Below are 24,120 nucleotides of genomic sequence, written 5' to 3'. Positions count from 1 at the left end.
TGAAAAAGCCAAAGCCCTTATTAGTGCCACATTATTTGAAAATGGTTACTTTGATACAAAGTGGTTAAAACACGCCATTGAAGTGAGGCGTGGCACCTCATCATCCATCATTCGATTACATGTGGATTCGGGTATTCGCTATAAGTTTGGTCCGATGATTATTGCCAAAGAGATAAAAGCAAATGACTTAGTTCATCGACTCAATCCGATGATCGTCGGAGATGCCTACGATAATGCCATTGTGAGTGACTTTAATATTCAACTTTCCAATATGCCGTATTTTAAAAGCGTGCGTGTTTATCCCGATATTGTAAATCGTCAAAATGGCGAGGTTTCGGTAATAGTGCAGCTTTTACATAAGCCCGAAAATAGCTTTGAAGTGGGTGGTGGTATCAGTACCGACGATAATGGTATTAAACTTCGGTTTAAATGGACAAAGCCTTGGATAACCAGTGACGGTCACTACCTTGAAACAAACATCGAAGCAAGCCAGATTGACCCTCAAGCACGTATTAGTTACACCATTCCTGTGAACGATCCTAATAATGATGTTTGGCGTTTTGGTGCAGGTTATATTTATGATGACCTTAAAATTTCACGAAAACTAACAACGCAAGCGCAAAGGCAATGGCTGACCGACAATAACTGGGTACGTACCGCGTTTGTTAAGTATGAAATCGAAAATTATGAAATTGATAGTGTTAACTACCATAGCAATATGGTGTTACCTGGCATTAGCTATGCGCGAAAACGCATGTTAGGCGGCACAACACCTTATTGGGGTGAGCAGTTATTAGTTTCTACAGAGTTTGCGAGCGAGCATTTAGCGTCTGAAGTTGATCTTTTTAAAGTACAAATTTTGGGTCAGCATTTACGCACTTATGCAAATCGTCATATGGTGCTGGGTAGGTTAAATGTAGGTGCAATTGTTACTGACGATATAAACGCTGTGCCAATATCAATGCGTTTCTTTGCCGGTGGTGATAAGAGTGTGCGTGGTTATCGCTATAAGTCTATTGCGCCTAAAATTAATGAGCAAATTGTGGGTGGGCAATATTTAGTAACAGCAAGTGCGGAATATAATTATCAATTTTTACCTAATTGGCGCGCAGCACTCTTTGTTGATGCGGGTACCGCCACTAATGACTTTGATGAAGAAATTCAAGTAGGTACAGGTTTAGGTGTTCGTTGGTTAACGCCAATCGGCCCAGTACGAATAGATTATGCTTTTGCGATAACTGATGATACGCGAACTGGCCGTTTTAGCATTACCATAGGGCCTGAAATATGAACGACGCTGTAAAACAAAGCCCGCCAACGACTAAACGCATGTTACTTTTTGTGCGTAATCTGTTTTGGGCAGTGATTATTCTTCTGATAGGTATTGTTGCATTACTCTTTAGTGGCATTGGTAACCAAGTGCTTGTTTATGGTGCCAATCATTTAGTGCCTAATTTAGCAATTGAGACAGATGGTAAGCCTTTACTGCGAGGCGGAAAATTTAGTGTTAATTACCACAATGCGCAAATAAAGCTAAATCTTAAAAACATGGTACTCGATATGCGTTTTTATTCCTGTGCCGATCTCTGTTTTGAAGAACTTAGCGCTGACTTAGTGGATATTGCTCTGACTGTTGATACTAAAGAACAAGCGAATACAGATGAAAGTGAATTAAGCAAAATTTCTCTGCCATTGTCTATTGCCGTAAACACCTTCAGCGTTAAGCAAATTACGTTTTCACAAGGGCAATTAAACGCTTCGATTAGTGATGTTTTTACCCGCTTAAAATTGCGAGAAAATGAACTTAACATTGCGAAAATCACGGCTGGTAAAATTGATATTGGTTTAGCGCAAGCAGAGCAAAATACTGCATCGGTTTCATCGGCTAAAACGTTTACCTTGCCTGAAATATCCCCAATGCATTTTGAAACACCCCTTAATTGGCAAATAGGTGAACTTGCAATTTCGCAATTTAAGCTACAACAGGGCGACACGTCTCAGCTTATAAAGAATATATACCTGCAAGCTGGGCAACATAACAGTGACATAACAATTGCAAAGTTATCCCTTGCTTATCAAGACTTGCGTGCAAAGCTTGAGGGCAGTTTGTCGTTGTTAGGCAATAACCCTTTAAAGGTTGCGCTCGAAATTAATAACAAAGAGTATCAAATTGAAACAACAATCTCTGGTGATTTAGCAAAACTTCGCCTTGAAAGTGAATTATCGGGGCTTTATCACGCTAAACTTGAGGCATCAGCATCGTTACTGGAAAAACAGTTGCCGTTTAATTTATTAATTGAATCTGACGCACTAAGTATTGCTGATCATGCGCAGCAAATCACCGTTCAAGATTCAATTATAAAAGCAGACGGTAATATTTCAGCCTTTCACTATCAATTGAATACTAATGCAGCACTTTCAGGTTTGCCAAAAATGGCGATTGAAAGTGTCGGTAAAGGTAGCCTTAGCGAAATTGATATTGACCGCTTTTTAATTAAAACAGCTAAAAGCAATTTAGCGCTAACGGGTAATCTAAGCTGGCAACAGGGCATTGAAGCTTCGCTATTTCTTTTATCAGACAAGATAAGTGTGGAAGAATTTGAACCAACAGTTGCTTCTGATATTGCCTTAAAAGGGGCTGTCGACTTTATTTCTGATGGCATTAATTGGCAGCTCAATGTGCCACAGTTTACACTCGCAGGTTATGTTAATAATGCACCGATTGATGCCAATATAGTCCTGGCAATAGATGATAAACTGCACGCTGAAATTGAAGAGTTTACAATTTCAAGTGAAGATAACCAGCTCACACTTTCAGGTGATATTAACAAAAACTGGAATGTAAGCGGTAACTTAAATCTCGTAAATCCCGAAACTTTTGATAGTCGTCTTTCAGGGCAGGGAAAAGCCGATTTTAATATCACCGGTGAGCTTAAAACACCCTTTGTAAATTGGCAAATGGCACTTAATCAGCTGGCTTTTCAAGAGTATCGCATCGATAAAATTATCAGTAATGGTACCTTAGATTTTGCCAAAAACTACCTTGCCAATATATCACTTGAAGCTGCTGGCATTAGCCTAGATGAGCAATCTATTAATAAAATTGAGCTAAAAACATTCGGTGATTTACAAAACCATGACGTCAAACTGCAATTGCATTCTGAAACAGTAAATATTAACTCCCAAATAGAGGGCGGTCTTAATGCTGAACGGTACCGCGGTCAAATTAAGCAACTTGCATTCAAAAATGAAAAGATCAATCTATCGAATCTACAAGCGATAGTGTTTGATTACTATCTTAACAAAGGCCTTGCTAATGTGAGTGAACATTGCTGGTCAGGGACTAATACAGCTTTTTGTCTTGAGGCGATAACGGCCTCGGCTGAGAAAGGCAATGTCGATTTAGCACTTACGCATTTCGATTTATCAGTACTGAGTTTAGTTTTACCCAAAACCATTTCGCCATCCGGTGAAATAACGGGGCACTTAAACGCCCGTTGGCAAGACGCTAAACTCTTATCAATTGATAGTGAGCTGCAATCAAACACCATCAATTTTGGTGTAAATGAAAGTTTTATCAACACGATAGTACCAATTGAGCAACTGTTTTTTAAGTTAAAAGCGGATACGTCGGCAATTGCTTTAGATACCAATATTAAATCTTCTGTGCTGGGCAATATCATTGGCGATATTGATATTAGCGATGTGTCAGGCAAACGCCCGCTTAAAGGTAAGCTTGCACTACAGGCGCTGAATTTTACTAATCTAAAAGGCTTTAGCCAACAAATTGATAAACTTGCTGGCGAGCTAAATGCAAATGTGACGCTTGCAGGTAGTGCATTTTTACCGCAAGTTCAAGGGCAGCTCAATTTAAGTGACTTTGCATTTTTAGCGCCGTGGACACCGTTATCGATTGAACAGGGAAACCTGAATGTCACCTTTAACGATAACAGTGCGATGCTAACAGGAAAGTTTTTTGATAATAATCAGGGGAATATTGCCATAGAAGGCAATGCCGATTGGCAGGGGGAGCCTAGCTTTAATGCGCGTATTAACGGTGATTCATTTAAAATGGTCCTTGAGCCTAATTTATGGTTTGCTATCTCGCCAACCATTGAAATTAATTATGCGAAGCAGTTTGCTGATGTAAAAGGTAAAGTACATGTTGTGGATGGCCGCGTAAAAGTAAAACAACTACCTGAAGGCGCGGTGAGTGTATCGGATGATGAATTAATTATTGATGCTGCTAAACAGCAAAATAAATCGCTGCCAATTGCATATAGCCTTGATTTGGCGATTTTGATTGATGAAAAAGTACGAATTGATTCATTTGGTCTTCGTTCCAAACTAAAAGGCGATGTGCTATTTAAACAAGTCGACAATACGCCTTTAATTGCAACCGGTGAAATTGCCTTGCTTGAAGGTGAATACCGCGCATTTGGTCAGGAGCTATTAATTGAAACAGGTCAACTTATTTTTAATGGTCCAGTTGATAAACCGTTATTAAATGTTCGTGCTATTCGTAACCCTGATCTAACTGAAGATGGGGTTACTGCAGGTGTTAAGTTAACAGGGAATGTTGAAGAGCCGCGTCTAGATGTGTTTTCAGATCCAAATATGGATCAAGCGATGGCGTTATCCTATTTACTTTCAGGAAGGGCACTTAGCGAGTCAAACTCGGCCAGTGACGGAATGCTTACGCAGTTGCTATTAGCAAGAGGGCTTGCAAGAGGTGAAGGCAGCATAAGTAAAATAGGTGAAGCCCTTGGCATAGATGATGTTTCGCTATCTTCAAGAGGCTGTGGTGAAGAAACTAAAGTTGAAATATCCGGCTATGTAGCGCCGGGTATTCAAGTGCGTTACAGTATTGGTATTTTTGATTCGATGAGTGAAGTTGCAGTGCGTTACCAATTGCTGCCAAAACTATATATTGAGGCGATTAGTGGCATTAATGATTCACTCGATATTTTGTATAAATTTGATTGGGACTAATAATGATAAAACTAACCCAACTTGCGCTTGCAACAGGTTTAATGTCGCTCTGTGCAATGCCGTTAATTGCCAAAGAGCAAACACTGTCACCGGCAGCAGTTATTGAAAAATCATCTGATGATGAATGGCGTTCACTTGATTTAGAAAATACTCTCATTTTGTCGCTTAACACCGGTGATGTGGTGATTGAGCTTAATCCTGAGCTTGCGCCTAATCACGTAATGAATTTTAAAAAGTTAGTGAGAGAAGGTTTTTATAATGGCCTTAATATCTACCGTTTTGTTGAAGGCTTTGTTGCGCAGGGTGGTGATATTTCAGAAAAGAAACAACCGAAGAATGCAGCTAAAACGGTAAATGCTGAATTTATTAAAGAAACTAAACAACCGATTGAGATTCAGCTGGTTGATACTGCAGATGGTTATGCTGATAAAACCGGATTTTTAAACGGTTTTGCTGTTGCGCAAAACGCCAAAGGTACAAAAACTTGGCAAACTCACTGTATTGGAAACTTTGCAATGGCGAGAGGTAACGATATAAATAGTGGTGGTACCGAGTTTTATGTGATTTTAGGTAATCATCGTTACCTTGATTTGAATATCAGCTCTTTTGGTCGTGTCGTAAGAGGAATAGAGCATATTCAACGGCTTAAGCGTAAGCCAGAAACGACCATTGAAGATGTTAACTTTAATCCAATAAAGGGTTTTGCTGTGGCAGCGGATTTAGCAAATTCTCCAGCTCATAACCTTGAAGTGATGAAAACGCAAAGTGCTAGCTTTGAGCGTTATATTGAATCGAGGCGAAATCGTCCAGAAGAATGGTTCCAGCATCGAGCAAACTACATTGATGTGTGTGGTTTAAGCGTACCAATGCGTAACAAAACCAGCGATAAACATTAATTACCCTGAGTTCAGGATAAATAAAGTAACCGCTATTGGCGGTTACTTTTTAATTTAAACTGGGTTGTAGCATAATCGCTAGAACGATACGGGTTGATATCTAAGCCACCACGGCGAGTATAGCGTGCGTATACTTCCAATTTGCTTACGGCAAAGGCGTTTTGTAAATCACAATACAAACGCTCAACACATTGCTCATGAAATTCATTATGGTTTCTAAAAGAGATTAAATACTTTAATAAACTTTCGTGATTGATTTTTTTGCCGGTATAACGGATTACGACAGAGGCCCAATCTGGCTGAGAAGTAATTAAGCAGTTCGATTTTAACAGATGGCTGTAAAGTGTTTCAGTGACAATTTCAGCATTCTCATCCGCTTGCAATAAATGGCTATTTAAATCGTATTCAGTTACTTCAATATCTAAATCGTCTAAACAAATACCCGTAAATGGCGTTGGCATTAAACAATCAAACTCGTCGGCATTAAACAGCTTCACTATTACGTCACAGTTTGCGGCTTTTGATAAGTCGTCAGTGAGTATTTGCGCTACTTGCGCCATCGAATCAAACCTTGTTTGATTAAAGCTATTTAAATACAGTTTGAATGACTTTGATTCAATAATATGACTGCTGGTGGCAGGAAAAATAAACTCAGCAACAGCAACAACAGGTTTGCCTTTTTGATTTAACCAAGAAAGCTCGTAGCCAGTCCAAGTATCTTCACCTTTAAATGGCAATGCACTTTCATCGATATTTAAATCGTCGCGATTGAGTTTTCGGGCAATTGGAAACAGTAGCGAAGCATCATAGCTATCTTTATATTCGGTTTGTTGACCGAGTAAAGCACCTTTTAGCTCAGGTGCGTCTTGGTAATGTGACATAATCAGATTAGAATCGATAAATAATTTACTATTGTAACGAATAAATTAGGCAAAGGCAGTATGTCAATTAGCGAAAACTTACAACGCATTTATACCGAGATAAAACAATTAGCAGAACAAAAAACAGGTCAGGCACCGCGTGTCTTCCATGACTCGCAGTGGCCAAGCCCATGCGAAATTGCAGATTCAGTTGAAAATGACAGTGTGGCTTGGCAACAAATAGCGCAGCAAGGGAGTTTAGATAAACTGGAAGAAGCGCTAGAAACACAATTTCCAGAGCAGCTTAAAGCCTACTTTGCTAGTTTTTACAGTGATAATTTATTTGTGAGCTATCAAGAGCATAACCTGTGTTTGTTACAGGCATGGAGTGAGCAAGATTTTGACCGATTACAGCAAAATATCACAGGTCATGTATTAATGAAGCGCCGCCTAAAACAAGCGGATACGGTATTTTTTGCTACCTGTGAAGAAGATGATTTGTTACTTGTAATGGATTTATCTGATGGCAGTATTTGGTTGGAGTATTTAGGTAAAGCACCGCATCACAAATTAGCTGATTCGATGGAGACTTTTTTAAGCGAGTGTAAAGGGCTTTATTACGTTCAATAATGAATTATTAAAACGTATTACAAAACAATAAGGCGCATAATGCGCCTTATTGAAAATCCCACGAAATATTTGATACCAATTCGCAATCATCACAGCGAAAATCAAATAAGCCAAACCAAGGCTCATCTAAACGCCAATCACCATGACATTTTGGGCACTTGCGCGAGAGCTCTTGCTCTTTAGATAACCCGCCTACACGGTATAAATAGTAATACACAGGCTTTTTGGTTAAATAACGAATGCGTTTAGAGAGATCCATGCCTCGTCTAAATAAATCACTATCAATATCAGCGAGCTCTTTAATTGCGGCAAACTCGCAGCGGGTAGCGCCATTAATTTGAATTTGGTCACAGGCTTGCCAATCTTCTTGCCATTTTAGCAGTGCTTTAAAATCGCCATTGGCAACGGCGGGTACTTTGTAAAGTGGTACCGGCATAAAATCATCACCGCAATACAGCGGACTACAGGTATGTAAGTAGGTCGTGTATAAAATATAGCTAGAAGGGGATGTGCAGGTATCTGAGCCATTTGAATGAATATCTTGGCCAATTATTTTTACTTTTGGGTGAAGTAAACCCGCTTCATTGAGTTTATCTAAGCTAAATTTAACAAATGGACTGTGGTTTAACGGGTGCAGTGCATCTTCTTCTGGACACATCACACGGGTAATAAAAAAGCCGTCTTTTAGCGTAGTTGGAAATTCTTCACCAATGATTTGGCCATTAAAACGAAGTGCATTTACAAGGCGCACAATCGCTTGCTCTGCAGCTTCTAGTGTAGTGTCTTGATAACAGTCAAAAGTCAGATCAACAATATACATAAATCGTTATTTAGTTTCTAAAAGCGAAAGAAGTTTATCAAGCTTTGCTTCGATGCGGTCAAGTTGACTTTGTGTTTGCTCAGTTTGCTTATTTGGTTTAGCAATAATCTGTGTAGCGTTTTGCTCAAAGTCAGATGGATTTTGTTTATAACGTGCCAAAACATCAATAATAATTGGCATAGGCACTGGCTGGGATAAATTAGCCTTTACTAAAGCAACATTCGGTTGCTTTTTTGCAGCTAGAAGTTTGCTGATAGCAGCAATAACGATGTCTTGCATAATGTTGCCCTTTTAAAGTATTCGGGCAAGTTTACTGTAAACTAACGAAGCAAGCTATCAAGTTGGTCGATAATTTCACACCAATCAGCATCAAGTGCTAATGATTCTTTTATAAAAGCTGATTGACTCTGATTCCAAAATGGCGCATCTGCTAAATTAAGGCTAGGCGCTATTTTATGGGAACTGATAAATGCATCGATTGCATGCTCGTTTGAATCTAATCCGAGCTGTGAAAATAAATCTGCCATAGTGTGTGAGCCTGACTCCATTTGTTCTCCTAGTAACATTGGTTAAGTCAATATAAAACAATAATAATTATAGAATAGCTTAAATAATGTGCTAACTTGAGATGTGAACAATAATAATAAAGGAAGCGACTATGTCTGATGTAACTATTGATCAAAGCGAAATCAGTGAACAACTCAAAGCCTCTTATCTCACTGCGGAAGATTGCAAAATTGCGGCGAGCGTTCTTTATCAGGCATACCATGATGATGAACTTTTTAAGCAAATATTGGCTTACGACAGTTCAAAACCTGCTGTTTATGAAAAAAAATTAAGGTTACTTATTCGCGAAGAACTGGCTTCTTTTTGGCAAAATCATCAGCATTTAATAGGGGTGTTTGCTGATGACAACTTACTTGCCGTAAGTTGTGTGCAAAAGGCGAATGATGCACTTGCTGCAGATAGAGTGTGGCATTGGCGTTTAAAATTAATGTTGAATACTGGCATGCTATCTACTAACCAGCTAATCGAAAAAGAAAAAGCCATTCATCAAGCCCTTGTTGCTTTCCCTAACTGTTGCTTTATCTCATTATTTGCAGTTGATCCGCATTTACAACATCAGGGCATTGGCCGTTATTTATTAAGGGCGATTGATGATGTCGTAAAAAGTGATGATGCAAATTACAGTGCTGTTTTTATAACGAGAGATAGATACAGCGCTCTTTTTATCAGTGAAGGGTATCATGCTGAGCAGGAACTGACATTTACCAAAGTATCCGGAAAATTATTTGTGAAGGAAAAAGTCGTTAATGGGTAATTTTGTTGTAGGAAATATCTCACAGAGATGTAAGTTTGTGATGTTTTACTTCCCGAAATAATACCATGTTCAAATGTAACCTTATGTAATTAAAGAATAATCCAAATATGTCTAAAAGATTAATAAATTTAAATTGAATTTACCTTATTACATTCAAGAGGAATTGCCCCTACTATTAACACAACAAGGAAGCGAACATAACGGAATTATGTTCTTCTTGCCAAGGAAAGGACTTAGGCATTGATACAGGGTGTATCAAGGGATCAAAGGACAAGGACGCAAGGACGATTGTGCGCTAAATGATTTAGCGTTTTGCTGGAAGCAAAAAGGATAAACGCAGGAGCGTTTCAAGGATGGTTTAGGACAAACCAAAATACATGGAAAGGCTAGGATGCGAAGGGACACCTCAGGAAGAGGTTTGGAACTAGGACAAGGATGGCAAGGGGATCAAGGAATGGTTTCCTTCAATGGATGAGAAAGGATGTGCTTCGGCACTATTGGTTACGGAGAACCACAGAAAAAAGGATATTTTTTCAGATTTGAGGCGCGACATTATGTTGCGCCTTAGTTTTTTCTGATGCCGGAAAATGATTTTCTAATTTAGTTTGTGTGGTGGCACATCAACACTGACAATTTTATCATTCTCAAGATTTACAATCCCGGTATAACTGTCTTGCCCATTACTAGAAAATTCCCACGCAAAACTGGACTTTAAACCTGGTTTACCATTTTTAAGAATGCCCACACGCTTTTTAATGCAGGCAATACTTAAAAACTGCACATTGAGTTGTTTGCTATGGCGGTTGGCGTATTCACGCGCACTCTCAGCTGCTTGTCGGTCAAGCCAAAACAGATAAATAACACATGTCACACCAAGAATAAGCCAAATCGACGCCATAAAGTTACCACACGTTTATTGTTGAAATAGTTTTCCGATTGCTCTTGAAAGCTGCTCGCTGCGATTTTGCATTCGGATCATAGCTAACATATGTGGGCGCAAACTTGGAATTGCAACAAGGTCTGCAAAAATGCCAGTAAATACATCTTGTTCTTGATGTGTTGCTAAATATTCCATTAGTACGACTAAATGTGGTTCAAGCACATGCCAACAACGGCCTGTAAGCGTTAATACAAGGTCAAGATTAAGGCAATGTTCATCTGCCATAATATTGGCGACTGCACGCTGTAAAATACCGAGCGCACTCGTACTTGACATCATTCGTAAGTAATTAATGATGTTTTCAGTACTTTGCTGTTTTAATGCATTATCAAACTGGGCATAAAGAGCTTCAGTTAATAATACTGAAATAGTACTATGTTCAAGGGTTGCAGCAAGCGACTGAACCACAGGCTGTGGCAGTTTTCCAAGCGCATTAATTAGATTTTGCTGATTACGCTCTGTGAGGCGGATAGCAAAATCGGCAATCCCTTGTAAGCCAAGTTGTTGCCAATCATCAAAGCCCAATTTTCCACTAAAATAAAGCTCTACATGTTCATAATAGGCAGAAGCACTCTGCTTTAATTCATTTTTAATAATCGCATTGAAGGCCGCAAGCTTATTAGCATTCGGTGTAAATACATAAGGGTTATTATCGAGTTTACTTTGCGCTTCATCATCGCCAGTTAATTGAGTGCCTAATGCTTCAATCACCATTGAGGCAAAATGATTACGACTTGCCAAAATAAGTTTACTTTGTTCATCCAGAGGCATTTTTAAAAACCAAATGTAAGGAGTTTGTGATTCCTGGCTATTCCAAAACTGAATGGCTAAAAAAGCATGCTGCTGCAGTGGAAATGGATAGGGAATTTGATTATTTTCTATCTGCAGAAACGTTGATTTATCAATTTTTTGAATTCGGCGACCCATATCATAAACACGCCAACTTGTACCTGCATTATCAAGAAGTTCAGCAAGGCTTGAAATAGATTGTTGCATTAAAAAAGACCCATTAGTGCGTTTTGGCTATTATACAATGAAATACAGGTAAGTTTTGATAAAATGCCGCGATATAAATTTAAAACTAGAATTGTAAAATGATAGATGTTTTGTTAATCGAACTAGAGCAAGCCATGAAAACACATGGACTCTGGTCAGAAACGCCACCCAAAGCAGATGCTTTTATGTCTACTGCGCCTTTTTGCTTTGACTCCATGTCATTTGAAAACTGGCTTCAATATGTTTTTATTGTGCGTGTTAAGCAGTTAATTGCTGCAAAACAAGCCCTGCCAAGGGGAGCAAATATTTCTCCAATGGCAGAGCAAATGCTTGCAGAATATGTTGATGTTATAACCGTAATTAAAAAAATTGATAAGGCACTTAGCTAATGTATGGGGAACTGACCATTTTATACCGTGATGAGTACTTTATTGCGGTTGATAAACCTTCAGGTTTATTAGTTCATCGATCATTTTTAGATAAACGTGAAATCTACTTTGCTATGCAAATGCTGCGAGACCAGATTGGTCAACACGTTTTTCCACTTCATCGTTTAGACAGGCCTACGTCTGGTGTGCTTTTATTTGCACTTAGCAGCGACGTGGCGCGCATCGCGAATGCTCTTTTTTCAGAACATAAAATTAGCAAACGTTATTTGGCGCTAACACGCGGCTTTGCACCAACGTCAATAGAGGTTAATCATCCGCTTAAATTTAAGCATGACAAAATTGCAGATAAATTTGCAGATAAAGATAAACCTGCACAAGAAGCACAAACTAGCTTTAATTGTTTGCATCAGGCAGTTATTGATAAACCATTAGGTAAGTTCCCAACGGTTCGTTATTCGCTTGTCGAATGTTTTCCTAAAACCGGCCGCAAACATCAAATTAGACGCCATTTGAACCATATCAATCATCCCATTTTAAATGACGCAAATTATGGTGATAACAAGCAAAACCATTTTTTTCAGAAGGAATTTGAAATGAATCGGTTAATGCTGTTTGCTAAAGATTTAACCTTCGAGCATCCAATTACAGATGAAAAAATTCATATAAGCGCATCTATTGGTGAACAAGAGCTAGCATTATTTGCAAAATTGGGTTGGCCTAGCAATGAACAAGCTTATCAGTTGGCAAAAATAGATTAGTCTGCATAAACTTAGCTAAGGTATTAAATCAAGGAAAGAAAATGGCAAACATTAAGTGCTTCATAGGTACAGTTTATGGTGGTGCAGAAGCGTTAGCAGAGCAATTAATACCAATAGCAGAAAAACAAGGCTACGACTTATCGCTATTTAATCCAGGCACAGTTGCTGATTTTATTGAAAGTGATGTGATTTTGGTGATCACATCCACGACAGGTCAAGGCGATATTCCTTATGAATTAGAATCCTTGTATCTTGCGTTAGAGTCGGAATTGCCAAAAATGCAAAATAAGCCGTTTGCTGTTATTGCGATGGGTGATAGTAGTTATGGAGACACCTTTTGTGGTGCAGGTAAGAAATTTCGAGAATTATTACTTTCATTGCAGGGGAGCGAGGCGGTCGCTATGTTGAAGGTTGACGCAACTGAAAATTATGACCCTGCACCTGTTGCATTACCTTGGTTTAATACATTTTTAACAGCATTAAATTAAAAAAGCGGCAAATGCCGCTTTTTTATTCTTTTTCTTCAAAAGCTGCTTTCTCTTCAGCCAGCTCTTCTTTTAATTTTCTAATTTTTAACCCTAATTCTTGACCGCGGTAACGGGCGTAATAGGTACAGCCTATAAACATGCAGCTGGCAAAGAATAACTCCAAAAGTACAAACATTAATTCTCCTTCAGCCACCCATAACGATGTAAAACCGTGAAGGAAGTAGATAATGACAATAAAATTAGCCCAAGCGTAAGTGTATGGCTTATCTTGAATAATACCCTTAAGCGGCAACAATAAAGGCACTATGTATAAACCAATAATAAAGCCAATACTGTAACCTTCACGTGGTACCAGCCATAACAGCCAAACAGGCATTAAGACTAGTAAACCGATATAGCCGAGTAACGCGATTTTTTGATAACGCTTGGTGATTGCTTTCTTTTCTATGTTGCTCATTGTAATTGCTTAATTAATTTCGCTAAGCGATTGCCAACACTGTGGCAAATACTGATTTCTTCAGGGCTTAGCTGACTTGAGTTTGTTAAACCTGACACATGGCTTGCACCGTATGGGGTACCGCCTGTTTGTGTTGCGCTAAGTGCAGGTACATCATATGGCACACCGCAAAGCAACATACCATGATGGAGTAGAGGCAGAGACATGGTAAGTAGCGTTGATTCATTGCCACCATGAAGACTGCTTGAAGAAGTAAATACAGCTGCGGGCTTATCGATAAGTTCACCTGCCAGCCAAATATCGCTGGTGGTTTCCCAAAATTGCTTGGCAGGAGCTGCCATCATACCAAAACGCGTAGGGCTACCAAAGGCAAGGCCTGCACAATGCTTTAAGTCATCAATTGAGACTTTTAGCTCATCACTATCACCATTGAAGCAACGTATTTTTACATCAACACCGGCATGTTGTGCCGCATCACTTATTTCGTATGCCATGTTTTTAACCGAATCGGTACGAGAGTGATACAGCACTAGTAAATATGACATTAAATAATAGCCAATACGCTTTCTGGAGGACGACCGATAGCGGCTTTATCAACATTTACAACAATTGGGCGCTCAATCAATTTTGGATTAGCTACCATTGCTTCAATTAATTTCGTCTCGTCAGTTTCGATATTTAATTCAAGCTCTTTATAAAGCGTTTCTTTGGTGCGCATCAACTGACGTGCTGAGTCAAAATTTAACATTGATAGAAGCTGTTTTATATCATCAACACTTGGCACTTCTTTTAAATACTCAATCACTTCAGGCGTAACTGAGTTGGCTTCGAGTAAGGCGAGGGTTTCACGTGATTTTGAACAGCGCGGGTTATGGTAAATTTTAATCGTCATAAATATCTCAATTTAATTTTTGCGTGATTGTAATTCGACTGTACTTTAAATTAAAGTTTAGCGAGTTCTTTTTGCATTAAACGGTATTCTTTTAACCGCGCTTTTAAACGCTGTTGTTTGATTTCATCATCAGTATCAACGTAGTTTAATGCTTTTTGCACTTCGTTTGATGCTTGTGAATAAGCGCCATAATCTGTCAAAATACTTGCACGTAATTCGTGGTAAGATGCTTTGTCATCTTGTTCTTTATAAGTTTGCGCCATTAACTCTTTGCCTAATACATGTTCAGGTTTCTCCAGTAAGAAATACTTCAAGAGTTTATGTGCAAGCTCAAATTTACCAGCCGTGATAGCTGCATTTGCATAGTTGAGTGTAACAACTTGGTTATTTGGTTGGCGCTGGTATTCATTTTTAAGCATTTTAAGCGCTTCATCATATTTTTTTTGGCCAAGCAGTAAATCTGTTCGTGAGTCTAATAAAAACAAGCTGGTAGGTATTTTTTTCTCGAGCGAATCGAGTAACGCTGTTGCTTCTTCGAACTTTTGTTGGTCAATTAATGTAAGTGCCAGTCCGTATTCAGCTGCGGTTGTGTGAGCAAATCGATTAACTCGTAAGTATTTGCGAAATTCTTGTTCTGCTTTAGCACTTTCTTGACCATAGCGAGCAATAACACGAGCTTTGGCAAGGGAAAAATCCAGTGACGAATCGATAAAGCGTTCTGGGTATTGTAGTGCACGCATACGCACATCAGAAACACGAGAGTCTGGCAGTGGGTGTGTTAGTAAAAAAGCAGGCGGTTTAGGCATATGACGCATTTGGTCAGCCAACTTTGCTAAAAACTCGCTGGATTCTCTTGGATCAAAGCCTGCACTGTTAAGTGTTTGCATGCCCACTCGGTCTGCTTCTTGCTCGGCGCCACGGCTATGGGTTAACTGACTTAATTGCGCTTGAGTTTGGCTTGCTGCTAAGATTGCCATACCCGCATCAGGGGCAACCATAGTGGTTAGAATCCCTGCTATCATCCCTGCAATGGTCAAACCTTGATTATCTCTAGCTTGTTGTAATCGCCTTGCTAAGTGCCTTTGTGTAACGTGCGCAATTTCGTGACCAATTACCGATGCAAGCTGGCTTTCGTTGTCGGCATTTATAATCAGTCCTGTATGCACACCCACATGGCCACCATAAAAAGCAAAGGCGTTGATGTCTTTATTATTTATCCAAAAAAACTCAAAGGGAAATCTTATATCATCAGCATGTGCGACTAGGCGATTGCCAATGTTAGTGAGGTATTCATCAAGCACTGGATCTTGCATTACACGGGATGTACCACGTATTTGCATCATCATAACTTCACCAATAGCACGCTCTTTTTCAATGGATAAAACTTGCACTGCCGATGTACCTAAGTCGGGCAGCTTGAAATTACTTTGCGCAACTACCGGTAGTGAGAGTGCAAAACAAAAACACGCAAGTTTTTTAAAGAGAGTTGTTTTTGGCATATTAGTCCTTTTTTTGTAGCATTTCATTTGCCATTAATTGTGCAAGCGCAAGTTCATCTTCGCATGCAGCTGCAGTGCGTTCAGCGCTTTGGTAATATTCTTTAATAGAAACACCTGAAAGCTTGACAATATTGAGCTCACCTTTTAAATATTCAATGGTTTTATGCACTATTTTATGTGAATGTAATATTAACGCTTTGTCTGCTTCGTCTCCGCGTTGAAAATAAAATTGGATATATTTGTGTAGTTGATTTATACGCAGGATATTTCTCATACTATGAGGATCCCAAATGCGGAACTCCATTAGTTTATTGTCCTTTACGTATTGATCGATTTGTTTTTCTTTGGCAAATGGGTAGGCTAAAAGTTCAAATCCACGATCAGTAAATACTTGATAAAGGGCGATTCGAGGTGGATTTTTGCAGATTATTTCACCGGAATCGTGCTCTTCTCCACCAAGTAAATCTAGGTTCCAGTTGCGTTTATTCGTGATTCGTTTAATGGCATTATCAAAGCCATGGCTAAAAATACCCTCGGCTTCGCTCACTGACGCTGCAACCATGTGATAAAAAGGTGGTAGCTCCCCCCAATTAAGCTGTTTTTTAAACCAGTTAATATCCTTTAAGGTTGGATTTTTGGGTAAATCATTTTTTTTACTTTGATTCGTCATAAAAATGAAAATTACTGTCTTCACATTTCGCGTTTATAATGAGAATTTAGCATATTCATCAAAAACTTGCTTGCTCTTTGTTTAGATTTAGATTTTGGCCATAATGAAAAGCTGTTTAAGATGTAATTATATGGTATTTTAGTAACGCATTTAGCTAACAAAAATGAAAATGATATACGACTTAACTCAGTATCAATGTCCACAACTGTTTGTTCAATTTAAATATAATTTAAAAATGCATCAAGAAAGTGAATCGGTGAAATTTCAATTTTCTGAAAGTGCACAATTAAATGATGTGTTTCGCTATCTTGAAAATCATCACATTCAGTATTTATTTCATGCAAATCATCTAACGGTGTATCATTTTGGTAAGGAATCGATTTAGTGCTTGATATTTTTAAACAATGGTATTCACGAAAGTTCTCAGATCCTAATGCTATTACTTTGTTGATGCTCACTTTGGGCCTAGCGGCAGCTTTATACTTTTTTGGTGCTTATATTATTCCCGTAATGGTTGCTTTAGTGATAGCCTATTTACTCGATTGGCCTGTATCGAAAATAATGAAAATGGGCTTTTCGCGCTCCTTGGCAAGTACTATAGTAATGCTGCTATTTAGTGGTATTGCGATATCAATTATTGTTGGTATTATTCCAGTACTTTGGCAGCAACTGTCAAACTTTGTGCAAGACTTGCCCTCTATGTTGGAACAAGGCAAAACCTATCTTTTAACACTTCCAGCTAATTACCCCGAATTGGTAAACCCAGAACAAATTAAATCAATTTTATTATCGGTTGAAGTACATCTTGTTAAGATAGGGCAAACAGTTTTATCTACATCACTTAATTCACTGAGAGATGTAGTGGCATGGCTAGTCTATCTAATTTTAGTACCACTATTGGTGTTTTTTATGCTTAAAGACAAACGCGCTTTATTGGGTGGCTTTGAGCAATTTATTCCCAATGAAAGAAAATTAATTAGTCAAGTATGGCAAGAGATGAACCAACAAATAATGAATTATATTCGTGGGAAAATTTTTGAGATTTTGATTGTAGGTTCGATTTCATTTATCACTTTCACTGTACTTGATTTAAGGTATGCGGCACTACTGGGCACGTTAGTTGGTTTTTCAGTATTAATCCCATTTGTGGGTGCGGCACTTGTAACCATTCCGGTTGCCCTTGTTGCGCTGTTTCAGTTCGGTGTTGGCAGCGAGTTTTGGTATGTGATTATTGCCTATGGTGTTATTCAAACGCTAGATGGCAATTTATTAGTTCCCATATTGTTTTCAGAAGCAGTCGATTTACATCCAGTTTATATTATTGTTGCAGTGTTATTCTTCGGTGGTTTATGGGGCTTTTGGGGAGTGTTTTTTGCAATTCCACTGGCGTCATTAGTAAGAGCACTTTTAAATGCGTGGTCTCTATCGACTCATGAAAATAATCCAGATGTTTAATTTGGCAAATTAAAAGAACTAAAAAAGCGCACACTGTTTAGTGTATGCGCTTTTTTTATGAACCAGAAATTTAGCTTTTTGGTTGTGCATCAATGGACTGTCCATTAACTCCAATTGAATCATCTGACATCAAATAGAGGTAAGTCGGCATTAAGTCCGCCGGTGTTTTTAGCTTATCTTTGTCTTCACCAGGGAAAGCTATTGCTCGCATCGCTGTGCGTGTAGCTCCTGGGTTGATGCAGTTGATTCTAATATTGGTTTTACCCACTTCTTTTGACCATGTTTGCATCATGCCTTCTGTCGCGAATTTTGAGATTGCATAAGCACCCCAGAATTCTCTACCTTCACGGCCAACACCGCTCGAAGTAAATACGACTGACGCATGTGGTGCTTTACGAAGTAATGGGAAGAGTGACTTAGTTAATACCGCTTGGGCAGTTACGTTCACTTTCATGATGTTTTCGAAGGTAGACACACAGAAATGCTCTAACGGACCAAGTGAGCCAATAATTGAAGCATTATTTAACAATCCATCTAAACGACCAAATTCATTTTCAATAGTTGCTGCTAAATCGCGGTAATGCTGTTTAGTTGCACCTTTCATATCTAATGGAACGATTGCTGGCTGCGGAGCACCAAGATCGAGAATCTCATCGTAAACGGCTTCAAGTTTAGCAACTGTTTTACCTAAAAGAATTACGGTTGCGCCATGCTTGGCAAATTCGATAGCCGCAACTTTACCAATGCCATCACCGGCACCTGTTACGAGAATGACTTTTTCCTTCAAAGCGTCATTACTTGCTTGATAATCATGCATATTAGTTATGGTAATTAAAAATTTTCGCCATCATATCATAGTCAAGTAAAATAGTTTTGCGATTTATTTAAATTTAGGTGGAGAAATTACTTTGTTTAAGTTAACTTTAACTGGTCTAATGTCTTAATAATAACCACCGACGAATTAAATTTTGGTGATTTTTTACCAAAAACACACAATAAAAAAGATCGGGTTTGGAGCAATAAAATGAAAAAAGTGCTACTCACACTAGCAGTTACAACAGCGTTATATGGCTGTGGTGAAAGTTTAGAAGATGTTAAAAATGAGTCAGGAACAGTTGTACCTAAAGTTGCCGGTTCTGTCGCATTTGATCCCTCAAACGGTGTTGTCTCAGTTCCTAATGATTTGCTTTTCTTAGGCACAACCGATGGTACATTAAATATGCCAGGTGAAGATGCCGACGAAATCGATTATTCTGACCCGCAAACGTCACTTGGTGCGCTTGATGGTTGGTCAACGCAATCACCTTATCAAATTGCACTGGATGTGCCTGCTAGCTTAACCCTTGATGCAAGCACGGTTAACGGAGATTCAGTTCGTTTATTTGAAGTTGTGATGGGTGCGAGCATCACTGATGCTGAGTGTGCTCAAGTACAAGCAGGTTTAGCGTGTAAATTTGTTAAAGAGTTAACGTTTGGTGTTGATTTTGTTGCACAAGCAAATGGCAACAACATAGCGATTGTACCGCTTAAGCCATTTAATCAAGGCTCTTCATACATCAATGTAGTGACAAATTCATTGCGTGATACACGTGGTGAATCATTTGCACCGTCGGAGACTTATGGTCTAGTAAAGCTTGATATTAATTCACTGCCTCTAGTAACAGATTCACAAAAAGCACTTCAGGCAGTAGTAAATAGTTACGAAAATGTTGTTATCCAGTCTGGTTCACTGACAAAAGAAGATATCATTTATTCAGGTGCTATGACAATTCAATCAGCTGGAACTGTTATGAGCATGGTGAAGAATGTGTATGCGATGAGTGCAGCAACACAGCAAAATATGCCGCAACTGATGATGGGATCATCAACAGGTATGACAGTAGGTGATGTTCTTTTCCGTTCACAAGGTGCACAGCCACCGTCGCCAGTATTTGATCAAATTAAATATGAACGTGGTTCAGTAGTATTACCTCATTATTTAAAAACACCTCAAGGTAAAGAAGATTCAGCGCTAAATCATACTTATTGGAAAGGTTTATGTGATAGTGCCGCGACGCTAGCTGGCTTTAAAGCACAAGGTGGAAATGTCCCTGCGGACCCAATTAATGAAAAAGATGCTATTTGTTTTAATGCGACAAATGGCCTTCTACGTGATTTAGGCTTAGATGAGCAACGCCACTTAACTAAATATAACCCTTTGCCGATGCCTCATAGCTATGCAAATGTGCCGGTTCAAGTAACTACGCCAGCAGATGACTTAACCGTGTTAAACGTGGTTCGTTCACAACTTGGTTTACCAGCATTAACAATGCCTGCGACAGGTTGGCCTGTTGTAATGCTGCAACATGGTATTACCAGCACAAAAGAGAGCATGCTTGCAATCACGGCTGTGTTAACACTTCAGGGCTTTGTAACTGTAGCAATTGACCACCCATTACACGGTGAGCGTGGTATCGATGTGGATGGTGACGGAGAGTTTGATTTCAATGCATCGGGTGAAGACGGTAATGTCCTTCACTACATGAACCTTTCATCGAATTTAGTCGCTCGTGACAACATGCGTCAATCAATGGCTGATTTACTTGGTTTACGTTTGTCGCTTGCTGCAACAAACTTACAAGGTATTAACCCAACAGATGTAAGCTTTGTCGGTCACTCATTAGGTGCGGTTGTTGCGCCTGGTTTCTTAGCTGCGGCAAATGAATCTGTTGCACCGCTCTTTGGTGAACAAGCAGCTACAATGATTGATCCGTTATTTAGAGTGAATACGATTGCGCTTGCCAGTGGTAGTGGTGGTATTGCCGGTTTCCTACTTGAGTCAGGTGCCTTTGGTAATGTGATTAAAGGATCTGTACTGGCCGCTGCAGGTACGGCTGAATCAGCTGAATTTATTGCATTTATGCAATCTGAAGAAGGTATGCAAGCGTGTGCTCAGTATGCAGGTTCACAAAGCGACTATGCAGGGTGTGCGTTTGTAGCTTATACAACACAGCTAACGATTGCTGGCGAGACTGCAAAGCTAGCGAGTATTTCAGGCACAATTAGCCAGTTTGCATTTGCAATTCAAACGGCTATTGATGCTGCGGATTCGAATTCACTGGCGAGCAAAGTTGCTTCGCAAGGTGCTGCAATCTATCAAAATGTGGTAGTAGGTGATGGTGAAGGCAATCCTGCAGATACGGTTATTCCACCTTATTCAACGGTAAGCCCACTATCAGGTACTGTACCATCAGGTCACTTAATGGGTCTTACGCCAGTTGCTACTTCACAAGTAACGGCTGAGCCTATGAGCTACATGGTTAAGTTTACGAAAGGTCACCATGGCTCTGTATTAACGCCCGCGCCAGCTTATGGTGTAACAGCGCAAGATGCAGCTGCTGCCAATGCTGAAATGCAAGGCCAAGTAGCTTCATTCTTAGCAAGCAGAGGCTTGATGCTTCAAGTTGCTAATGAATCAGTTGTTACTGAGTAAACAAAATAAATTAAAAAGCCGCACATCTTGTGCGGCTTTTTTTTTGTTTGGAATTTCATTAGAGTACGCAAAACAGTATTGTTGGAGTAGAGTTTGGAATTTTTATACGAGTATGGTTTATTTTTAGCCAAAACAGTCACTTTTTTGGTCGCCTTTGCCATTTTAACAGCACTAATTGTTGGCGCATCGGCAAAGCCAAAAAACGGCAAAGGTGAACTAACAATTGAAGATCTAAGTGAGCAACTAAATAACCAAAAAAGAGAATTACTTAATGTAGCACTTGATAAAGATGCTTTTAAAGCATTTGAAAAGTCTGAAAAGAAAAAATCAAAGGATAAAAGTACTGAACCTAAAAAAAAGGTGTTTGTATTAAATTTTAAAGGCGGTATCGATGCAAAGGAAGTTGAATCCCTCAGAAATGAAGTGACCGCCATTATTCAAATTGCTGAGTCAAACGACAAAGTGGTTGTGAAACTAGAAAGTGGTGGTGGGGTTGTGCATGGCTATGGCTTAGCAGCTTCTCAATTAGCAAGGCTTAAACAAGCTGGTTTAGAGCTTACTGTAACTGTCGATAAAATCGCTGCTAGCGGTGGTTATATGATGGCATGTGTCTCCGATAAGTTTGTATGCGCGCCATTTGCAATGATTGGCAGTATCGGTGTGATAGCGCAGCTTCCTAACTTTAATAAATTACTGAAAAAAAATAATGTTGAATTTGAACAAGTAACTGCTGGAGAGTTTAAACGCACACTAACAATGTTTGGTGAGAATACAGACACGGGTCGTGAAAAGTTTAAACAAGAGCTAGAACAAATTCACGCACTGTTTCGTGAGCATGTGCAATCAGCAAGGCCAAAACTTAATGTGGAAAAAGTAGCTACAGGTGAAACTTGGTTCGGTACAGATGCTCTAAAAATGGGATTAGTTGATGCAATTCAAACTAGCGACGATTTGCTGTTGTCTTTAAATGAAGAATTTGAGTTGTATATGGTGACTTATCAGAACAAAAAAGGACTATCAGATAAATTAGGCATTGGTGCAAGTACGGTACTTGATAAAATTACTGAAAAAATACTTTCAAAAAGCAAAGAGTTATACCACTAAAAAAAGCCGCTATTTAAGCTGTCTCTTATACACAAATCCCCGCTAAGAAGTTAGTGGGGATTTTTTTGAACTAAATCTTTGTTCCGCGATCAGATCTTCAAACCTATTTTGGAGATAGCGATGTAAAATAATCATCAACAGTGGGCTGAACAGCAGTTTGGAAAAAGTAACCTCGGTGAGCCTCGAAGAACAGCACGTCTGGTAAAGTTAGCCTCATCTATTGCCAAGGAACCAGGAAAGCCACTCGTGAATATCGCCCAATCTCCCGCCGACATGGAAGGTGCTTATCGGTTTATCCGTAATGACCATGTTGATGCCAACGCAATAGCCGAGTCTGGATTTCAAGTCACCGCAGAGCAAGCATACTAACACAACTTACTGCTTGCTCTCGAAGACACCACTACGCTGATTTATAAGCATCCTTCCATTCGACATAAATTGGGCCATGTTGGGCAAGGTAAAAAGCAACGAGGTATGTTGGCGCACAGCGTCTTACTTTTTGCACCACAAGATAATCAGGTTGTCGGCCTCATCGAACAATCACGCTGGAGTCGAGATATCACTACCATAGGGAAAAGGGAACGACACGCCCAAATACCTTATGAAGAAAAAGAGGGTTATAAATGGGAGTCAGCATCACGCGCGATGGCACAGCGGCTAAAGACAAAAATGTCAGATGTTATATCGGTTTGCGATAGAGAAGCAGACATATACGAATACCTACAATATAAACTCACTGAACAACAACGCTTTGTCGTGCGCTCCATGCAAAGCCGCCATATTGAAGAGGGGAAAGATAAGCTCTATTCCTTTGCTAGGGAATTAAAAAGTGCCGGTACAAAACACATCGAAATCGCTCAAAAAGGCGGGCGTAAAGCACGTACAGTGAGGCTTGATATCACCTTCACACCAGTCAGATTAAAAGTCCCTTATAACAAGAAAGGGTGTTCACTGCCTGTTTATTATGTCGGCTGTGCAGAGAGAGGTCACCCACAAAGCGGTTTGAACTGGCACCTGCTCACCAGTGAGCCAGTTACAAATAAAGAAGAGGCGTTAGCAATAATCAGCTACTACGAACATCGATGGTTAGTCGAGGAATATCATAAGGTGTGGAAAAGTGACGGCACTGACATAGAAAGCTTACGTCTACAAAGCCAAGAAAACATGGAAAGGTTAGTCACTATTCATGGTTTTATCGCTACACGTATATTGCAACTAAAATTCGCACGTAATCTGCCTAAAAATCCAAGTTGTGAGCAGGTATTATCGGGTAAAGCTTGGAAGCTTTTATGGCTAAAGAGAGTAAAAACAACGTTACCAGACACCGCTCCCAATATGAAATGGGCTTATGAGGAACTTGCTAGGCTTGGTGGTTGGAAAGATACGAAACGCACAGGACACGCTTCAGTTAAAGTGCTAATGCAAGGGTGGCTTAAACTGCAAACCATCCTTGAAGGCTACGATTTAGCTAAGTCTCTTGA

The 24,120-nt window shown here is 39.4% G+C and carries 24 protein-coding genes and 1 pseudogene; 13 read left to right on the top strand and 12 right to left on the bottom strand.

The features are described from left to right. From ABYD77_RS09755 to ABYD77_RS09745, 3 genes are all read left to right on the top strand, one after another. The coding region (locus tag ABYD77_RS09755; protein WP_372769343.1) for an autotransporter assembly complex family protein at positions 1-1,291 on the top strand (1,291 nt) is incomplete at its 5' end. Further along, positions 1,288-4,992: a translocation/assembly module TamB domain-containing protein gene (locus ABYD77_RS09750; protein WP_372769341.1), complete on the top strand. Its 3,705-nt coding sequence runs from the start codon at positions 1,288-1,290 to the stop codon at positions 4,990-4,992. The genes ABYD77_RS09755 and ABYD77_RS09750, both read left to right, overlap by 4 nt. 2 nt (positions 4,993-4,994) lie before the next feature. Further along, complete coding sequence (locus tag ABYD77_RS09745) at positions 4,995-5,888, top strand: peptidylprolyl isomerase (RefSeq protein WP_372769339.1); 894 nt, start codon at positions 4,995-4,997, stop codon at positions 5,886-5,888. Between the two features lie 32 nt (positions 5,889-5,920). Here ABYD77_RS09745 and queF read toward each other — a convergent pair whose 3' ends face one another. Further along, entirely contained in the window at positions 5,921-6,769 is an 849-nt protein-coding gene (gene queF, locus ABYD77_RS09740; protein WP_372769337.1) for an NADPH-dependent 7-cyano-7-deazaguanine reductase QueF, read from the bottom strand. A 60-nt stretch (positions 6,770-6,829) separates the two neighbouring features. Here queF and syd point away from each other — a divergent pair, with 60 nt between their 5' ends. Further along, on the top strand, positions 6,830-7,378 hold the full coding sequence (syd, locus tag ABYD77_RS09735) for a SecY-interacting protein (protein ID WP_372769335.1): 549 nt from the start codon (positions 6,830-6,832) through the stop codon (positions 7,376-7,378). A 46-nt stretch (positions 7,379-7,424) separates the two neighbouring features. On the opposite strand, the gene ABYD77_RS09730 is transcribed toward syd, so the two are convergent. From ABYD77_RS09730 to ABYD77_RS09720, 3 genes are read right to left on the bottom strand one after another with little or no spacing between them, the layout of a single operon-like run. Next, positions 7,425-8,198 (bottom strand): Zn-ribbon-containing protein, encoded by a 774-nt coding sequence (locus ABYD77_RS09730; protein ID WP_372769333.1) that lies wholly within the window; start codon positions 8,196-8,198, stop codon positions 7,425-7,427. Positions 8,199-8,204: 6 nt separating this feature from the next. After that, complete coding sequence (locus ABYD77_RS09725) at positions 8,205-8,477, bottom strand: hypothetical protein (protein ID WP_372769331.1); 273 nt, start codon at positions 8,475-8,477, stop codon at positions 8,205-8,207. 41 nt (positions 8,478-8,518) lie between these two features. After that, positions 8,519-8,746, bottom strand: coding sequence for a DUF2789 domain-containing protein (locus ABYD77_RS09720; RefSeq protein WP_372769329.1), 228 nt, complete (start codon positions 8,744-8,746; stop codon positions 8,519-8,521). 110 nt (positions 8,747-8,856) lie between these two features. Between ABYD77_RS09720 and ABYD77_RS09715 the strand changes: the two genes are divergently transcribed. Then, the gene (locus ABYD77_RS09715; RefSeq protein WP_372769327.1) at positions 8,857-9,519 is read left to right on the top strand and encodes a GNAT family N-acetyltransferase; all 663 of its coding nucleotides are present in this window, start codon (positions 8,857-8,859) and stop codon (positions 9,517-9,519) included. Between the two features lie 595 nt (positions 9,520-10,114). Here ABYD77_RS09715 and ABYD77_RS09710 read toward each other — a convergent pair. After that, the gene (locus tag ABYD77_RS09710; RefSeq protein WP_274761760.1) at positions 10,115-10,417 is read right to left on the bottom strand and encodes a DUF3301 domain-containing protein; all 303 of its coding nucleotides are present in this window, start codon (positions 10,415-10,417) and stop codon (positions 10,115-10,117) included. A gap of 15 nt (positions 10,418-10,432) precedes the next feature. After that, entirely contained in the window at positions 10,433-11,455 is a 1,023-nt protein-coding gene (locus ABYD77_RS09705) for a DUF3549 family protein (protein ID WP_372769325.1), read from the bottom strand. Between the two features lie 98 nt (positions 11,456-11,553). On the opposite strand from ABYD77_RS09705, the gene ABYD77_RS09700 reads away from it, so the two are divergent. Genes ABYD77_RS09700 through ABYD77_RS09690 form a run of 3 tightly spaced genes read left to right on the top strand, consistent with a single transcriptional unit; the run spans position 11,554 to position 13,090 of the window. After that, complete coding sequence (locus ABYD77_RS09700) at positions 11,554-11,844, top strand: YqcC family protein (RefSeq protein ID WP_372769323.1); 291 nt, start codon at positions 11,554-11,556, stop codon at positions 11,842-11,844. Continuing rightward, positions 11,844-12,602: a tRNA pseudouridine(65) synthase TruC gene (gene truC, locus ABYD77_RS09695; RefSeq protein ID WP_372769321.1), complete on the top strand. Its 759-nt coding sequence runs from the start codon at positions 11,844-11,846 to the stop codon at positions 12,600-12,602. The genes ABYD77_RS09700 and truC overlap by 1 nt, the downstream gene beginning before the upstream one ends. 41 nt (positions 12,603-12,643) lie before the next feature. After that, positions 12,644-13,090, top strand: coding sequence for a flavodoxin domain-containing protein (locus tag ABYD77_RS09690; protein ID WP_372769320.1), 447 nt, complete (start codon positions 12,644-12,646; stop codon positions 13,088-13,090). A 22-nt stretch (positions 13,091-13,112) separates the two neighbouring features. Here ABYD77_RS09690 and ABYD77_RS09685 read toward each other — a convergent pair whose 3' ends face one another. The 5 genes from ABYD77_RS09685 to ABYD77_RS09665 are packed head-to-tail and all read right to left on the bottom strand — an operon-like array spanning position 13,113 to position 16,608. Continuing rightward, complete coding sequence (locus ABYD77_RS09685; RefSeq protein WP_372769318.1) at positions 13,113-13,547, bottom strand: DUF2069 domain-containing protein; 435 nt, start codon at positions 13,545-13,547, stop codon at positions 13,113-13,115. Then, the gene (locus tag ABYD77_RS09680) at positions 13,544-14,092 is read right to left on the bottom strand and encodes an NAD(P)H-dependent oxidoreductase (RefSeq protein WP_372769316.1); all 549 of its coding nucleotides are present in this window, start codon (positions 14,090-14,092) and stop codon (positions 13,544-13,546) included. Before ABYD77_RS09680 ends, ABYD77_RS09685 begins: the two co-directional genes overlap by 4 nt. After that, the gene (arsC, locus tag ABYD77_RS09675) at positions 14,092-14,439 is read right to left on the bottom strand and encodes an arsenate reductase (glutaredoxin) (protein ID WP_372769314.1); all 348 of its coding nucleotides are present in this window, start codon (positions 14,437-14,439) and stop codon (positions 14,092-14,094) included. The genes ABYD77_RS09680 and arsC overlap by 1 nt, the downstream gene beginning before the upstream one ends. Before the next feature lie 50 nt (positions 14,440-14,489). Then, complete coding sequence (locus ABYD77_RS09670) at positions 14,490-15,938, bottom strand: M48 family metalloprotease (protein ID WP_372769312.1); 1,449 nt, start codon at positions 15,936-15,938, stop codon at positions 14,490-14,492. A 1-nt stretch (position 15,939) separates the two neighbouring features. Next, positions 15,940-16,608: a hypothetical protein gene (locus ABYD77_RS09665; protein ID WP_372769345.1), complete on the bottom strand. Its 669-nt coding sequence runs from the start codon at positions 16,606-16,608 to the stop codon at positions 15,940-15,942. 163 nt (positions 16,609-16,771) lie between these two features. Here ABYD77_RS09665 and ABYD77_RS09660 point away from each other — a divergent pair, with 163 nt between their 5' ends. Together ABYD77_RS09660 and ABYD77_RS09655 are read left to right on the top strand one after the other, a co-directional pair. After that, the gene (locus ABYD77_RS09660) at positions 16,772-16,993 is read left to right on the top strand and encodes a hypothetical protein (RefSeq protein WP_372769310.1); all 222 of its coding nucleotides are present in this window, start codon (positions 16,772-16,774) and stop codon (positions 16,991-16,993) included. Continuing rightward, positions 16,993-18,063, top strand: coding sequence for an AI-2E family transporter (locus ABYD77_RS09655; protein WP_372769308.1), 1,071 nt, complete (start codon positions 16,993-16,995; stop codon positions 18,061-18,063). Before ABYD77_RS09660 ends, ABYD77_RS09655 begins: the two co-directional genes overlap by 1 nt. Positions 18,064-18,133: 70 nt before the next feature. Here the strand turns inward: ABYD77_RS09655 and ABYD77_RS09650 are convergent, their stop codons facing one another. After that, complete coding sequence (locus tag ABYD77_RS09650; protein ID WP_372769306.1) at positions 18,134-18,880, bottom strand: YciK family oxidoreductase; 747 nt, start codon at positions 18,878-18,880, stop codon at positions 18,134-18,136. Positions 18,881-19,087: 207 nt separating this feature from the next. Between ABYD77_RS09650 and ABYD77_RS09645 the strand changes: the two genes are divergently transcribed. The 3 genes and pseudogenes from ABYD77_RS09645 to ABYD77_RS09635 all read left to right on the top strand — a co-directional run. Beyond that, entirely contained in the window at positions 19,088-21,535 is a 2,448-nt protein-coding gene (locus ABYD77_RS09645) for a VolA/Pla-1 family phospholipase (protein WP_372769304.1), read from the top strand. A gap of 93 nt (positions 21,536-21,628) precedes the next feature. Further along, entirely contained in the window at positions 21,629-22,639 is a 1,011-nt protein-coding gene (sohB, locus tag ABYD77_RS09640; RefSeq protein WP_372769302.1) for a protease SohB, read from the top strand. A gap of 135 nt (positions 22,640-22,774) precedes the next feature. Continuing rightward, positions 22,775-24,120, top strand: a pseudogene (locus ABYD77_RS09635) (IS4 family transposase); the annotation flags it as partial.

The sequence above is a fragment of the Pseudoalteromonas sp. genome, from assembly GCF_041629635.1.
GTDB lineage: Bacteria > Pseudomonadota > Gammaproteobacteria > Enterobacterales > Alteromonadaceae > Pseudoalteromonas.
Note: the sequence above shows the minus strand (reverse complement) of the source record. Positions and strands in the feature narration are given on the sequence as shown.

What these genes read in the sequence shown, in the direction of transcription:
- ABYD77_RS09650 (WP_372769306.1), bottom strand. Translation starts at nt 18,880, where the DNA reads ATGCATGATTATCAAGCAAGTAATGACGCTTTGAAGGAAAAAGTCATT.
- ABYD77_RS09645 (WP_372769304.1), top strand. Translation starts at nt 19,088, where the DNA reads ATGAAAAAAGTGCTACTCACACTAGCAGTTACAACAGCGTTATATGGC.
- ABYD77_RS09730 (WP_372769333.1), bottom strand. Translation starts at nt 8,198, where the DNA reads ATGTATATTGTTGATCTGACTTTTGACTGTTATCAAGACACTACACTA.
- queF (WP_372769337.1), bottom strand. Translation starts at nt 6,769, where the DNA reads ATGTCACATTACCAAGACGCACCTGAGCTAAAAGGTGCTTTACTCGGT.
- ABYD77_RS09685 (WP_372769318.1), bottom strand. Translation starts at nt 13,547, where the DNA reads ATGAGCAACATAGAAAAGAAAGCAATCACCAAGCGTTATCAAAAAATC.
- ABYD77_RS09690 (WP_372769320.1), top strand. Translation starts at nt 12,644, where the DNA reads ATGGCAAACATTAAGTGCTTCATAGGTACAGTTTATGGTGGTGCAGAA.
- ABYD77_RS09745 (WP_372769339.1), top strand. Translation starts at nt 4,995, where the DNA reads ATGATAAAACTAACCCAACTTGCGCTTGCAACAGGTTTAATGTCGCTC.
- ABYD77_RS09750 (WP_372769341.1), top strand. Translation starts at nt 1,288, where the DNA reads ATGAACGACGCTGTAAAACAAAGCCCGCCAACGACTAAACGCATGTTA.
- ABYD77_RS09715 (WP_372769327.1), top strand. Translation starts at nt 8,857, where the DNA reads ATGTCTGATGTAACTATTGATCAAAGCGAAATCAGTGAACAACTCAAA.
- ABYD77_RS09680 (WP_372769316.1), bottom strand. Translation starts at nt 14,092, where the DNA reads ATGTCATATTTACTAGTGCTGTATCACTCTCGTACCGATTCGGTTAAA.
- ABYD77_RS09700 (WP_372769323.1), top strand. Translation starts at nt 11,554, where the DNA reads ATGATAGATGTTTTGTTAATCGAACTAGAGCAAGCCATGAAAACACAT.
- arsC (WP_372769314.1), bottom strand. Translation starts at nt 14,439, where the DNA reads ATGACGATTAAAATTTACCATAACCCGCGCTGTTCAAAATCACGTGAA.
- truC (WP_372769321.1), top strand. Translation starts at nt 11,844, where the DNA reads ATGTATGGGGAACTGACCATTTTATACCGTGATGAGTACTTTATTGCG.
- ABYD77_RS09670 (WP_372769312.1), bottom strand. Translation starts at nt 15,938, where the DNA reads ATGCCAAAAACAACTCTCTTTAAAAAACTTGCGTGTTTTTGTTTTGCA.
- ABYD77_RS09705 (WP_372769325.1), bottom strand. Translation starts at nt 11,455, where the DNA reads ATGCAACAATCTATTTCAAGCCTTGCTGAACTTCTTGATAATGCAGGT.
- ABYD77_RS09710 (WP_274761760.1), bottom strand. Translation starts at nt 10,417, where the DNA reads ATGGCGTCGATTTGGCTTATTCTTGGTGTGACATGTGTTATTTATCTG.
- ABYD77_RS09720 (WP_372769329.1), bottom strand. Translation starts at nt 8,746, where the DNA reads ATGGAGTCAGGCTCACACACTATGGCAGATTTATTTTCACAGCTCGGA.
- ABYD77_RS09725 (WP_372769331.1), bottom strand. Translation starts at nt 8,477, where the DNA reads ATGCAAGACATCGTTATTGCTGCTATCAGCAAACTTCTAGCTGCAAAA.
- ABYD77_RS09660 (WP_372769310.1), top strand. Translation starts at nt 16,772, where the DNA reads ATGAAAATGATATACGACTTAACTCAGTATCAATGTCCACAACTGTTT.
- syd (WP_372769335.1), top strand. Translation starts at nt 6,830, where the DNA reads ATGTCAATTAGCGAAAACTTACAACGCATTTATACCGAGATAAAACAA.
- ABYD77_RS09665 (WP_372769345.1), bottom strand. Translation starts at nt 16,608, where the DNA reads ATGACGAATCAAAGTAAAAAAAATGATTTACCCAAAAATCCAACCTTA.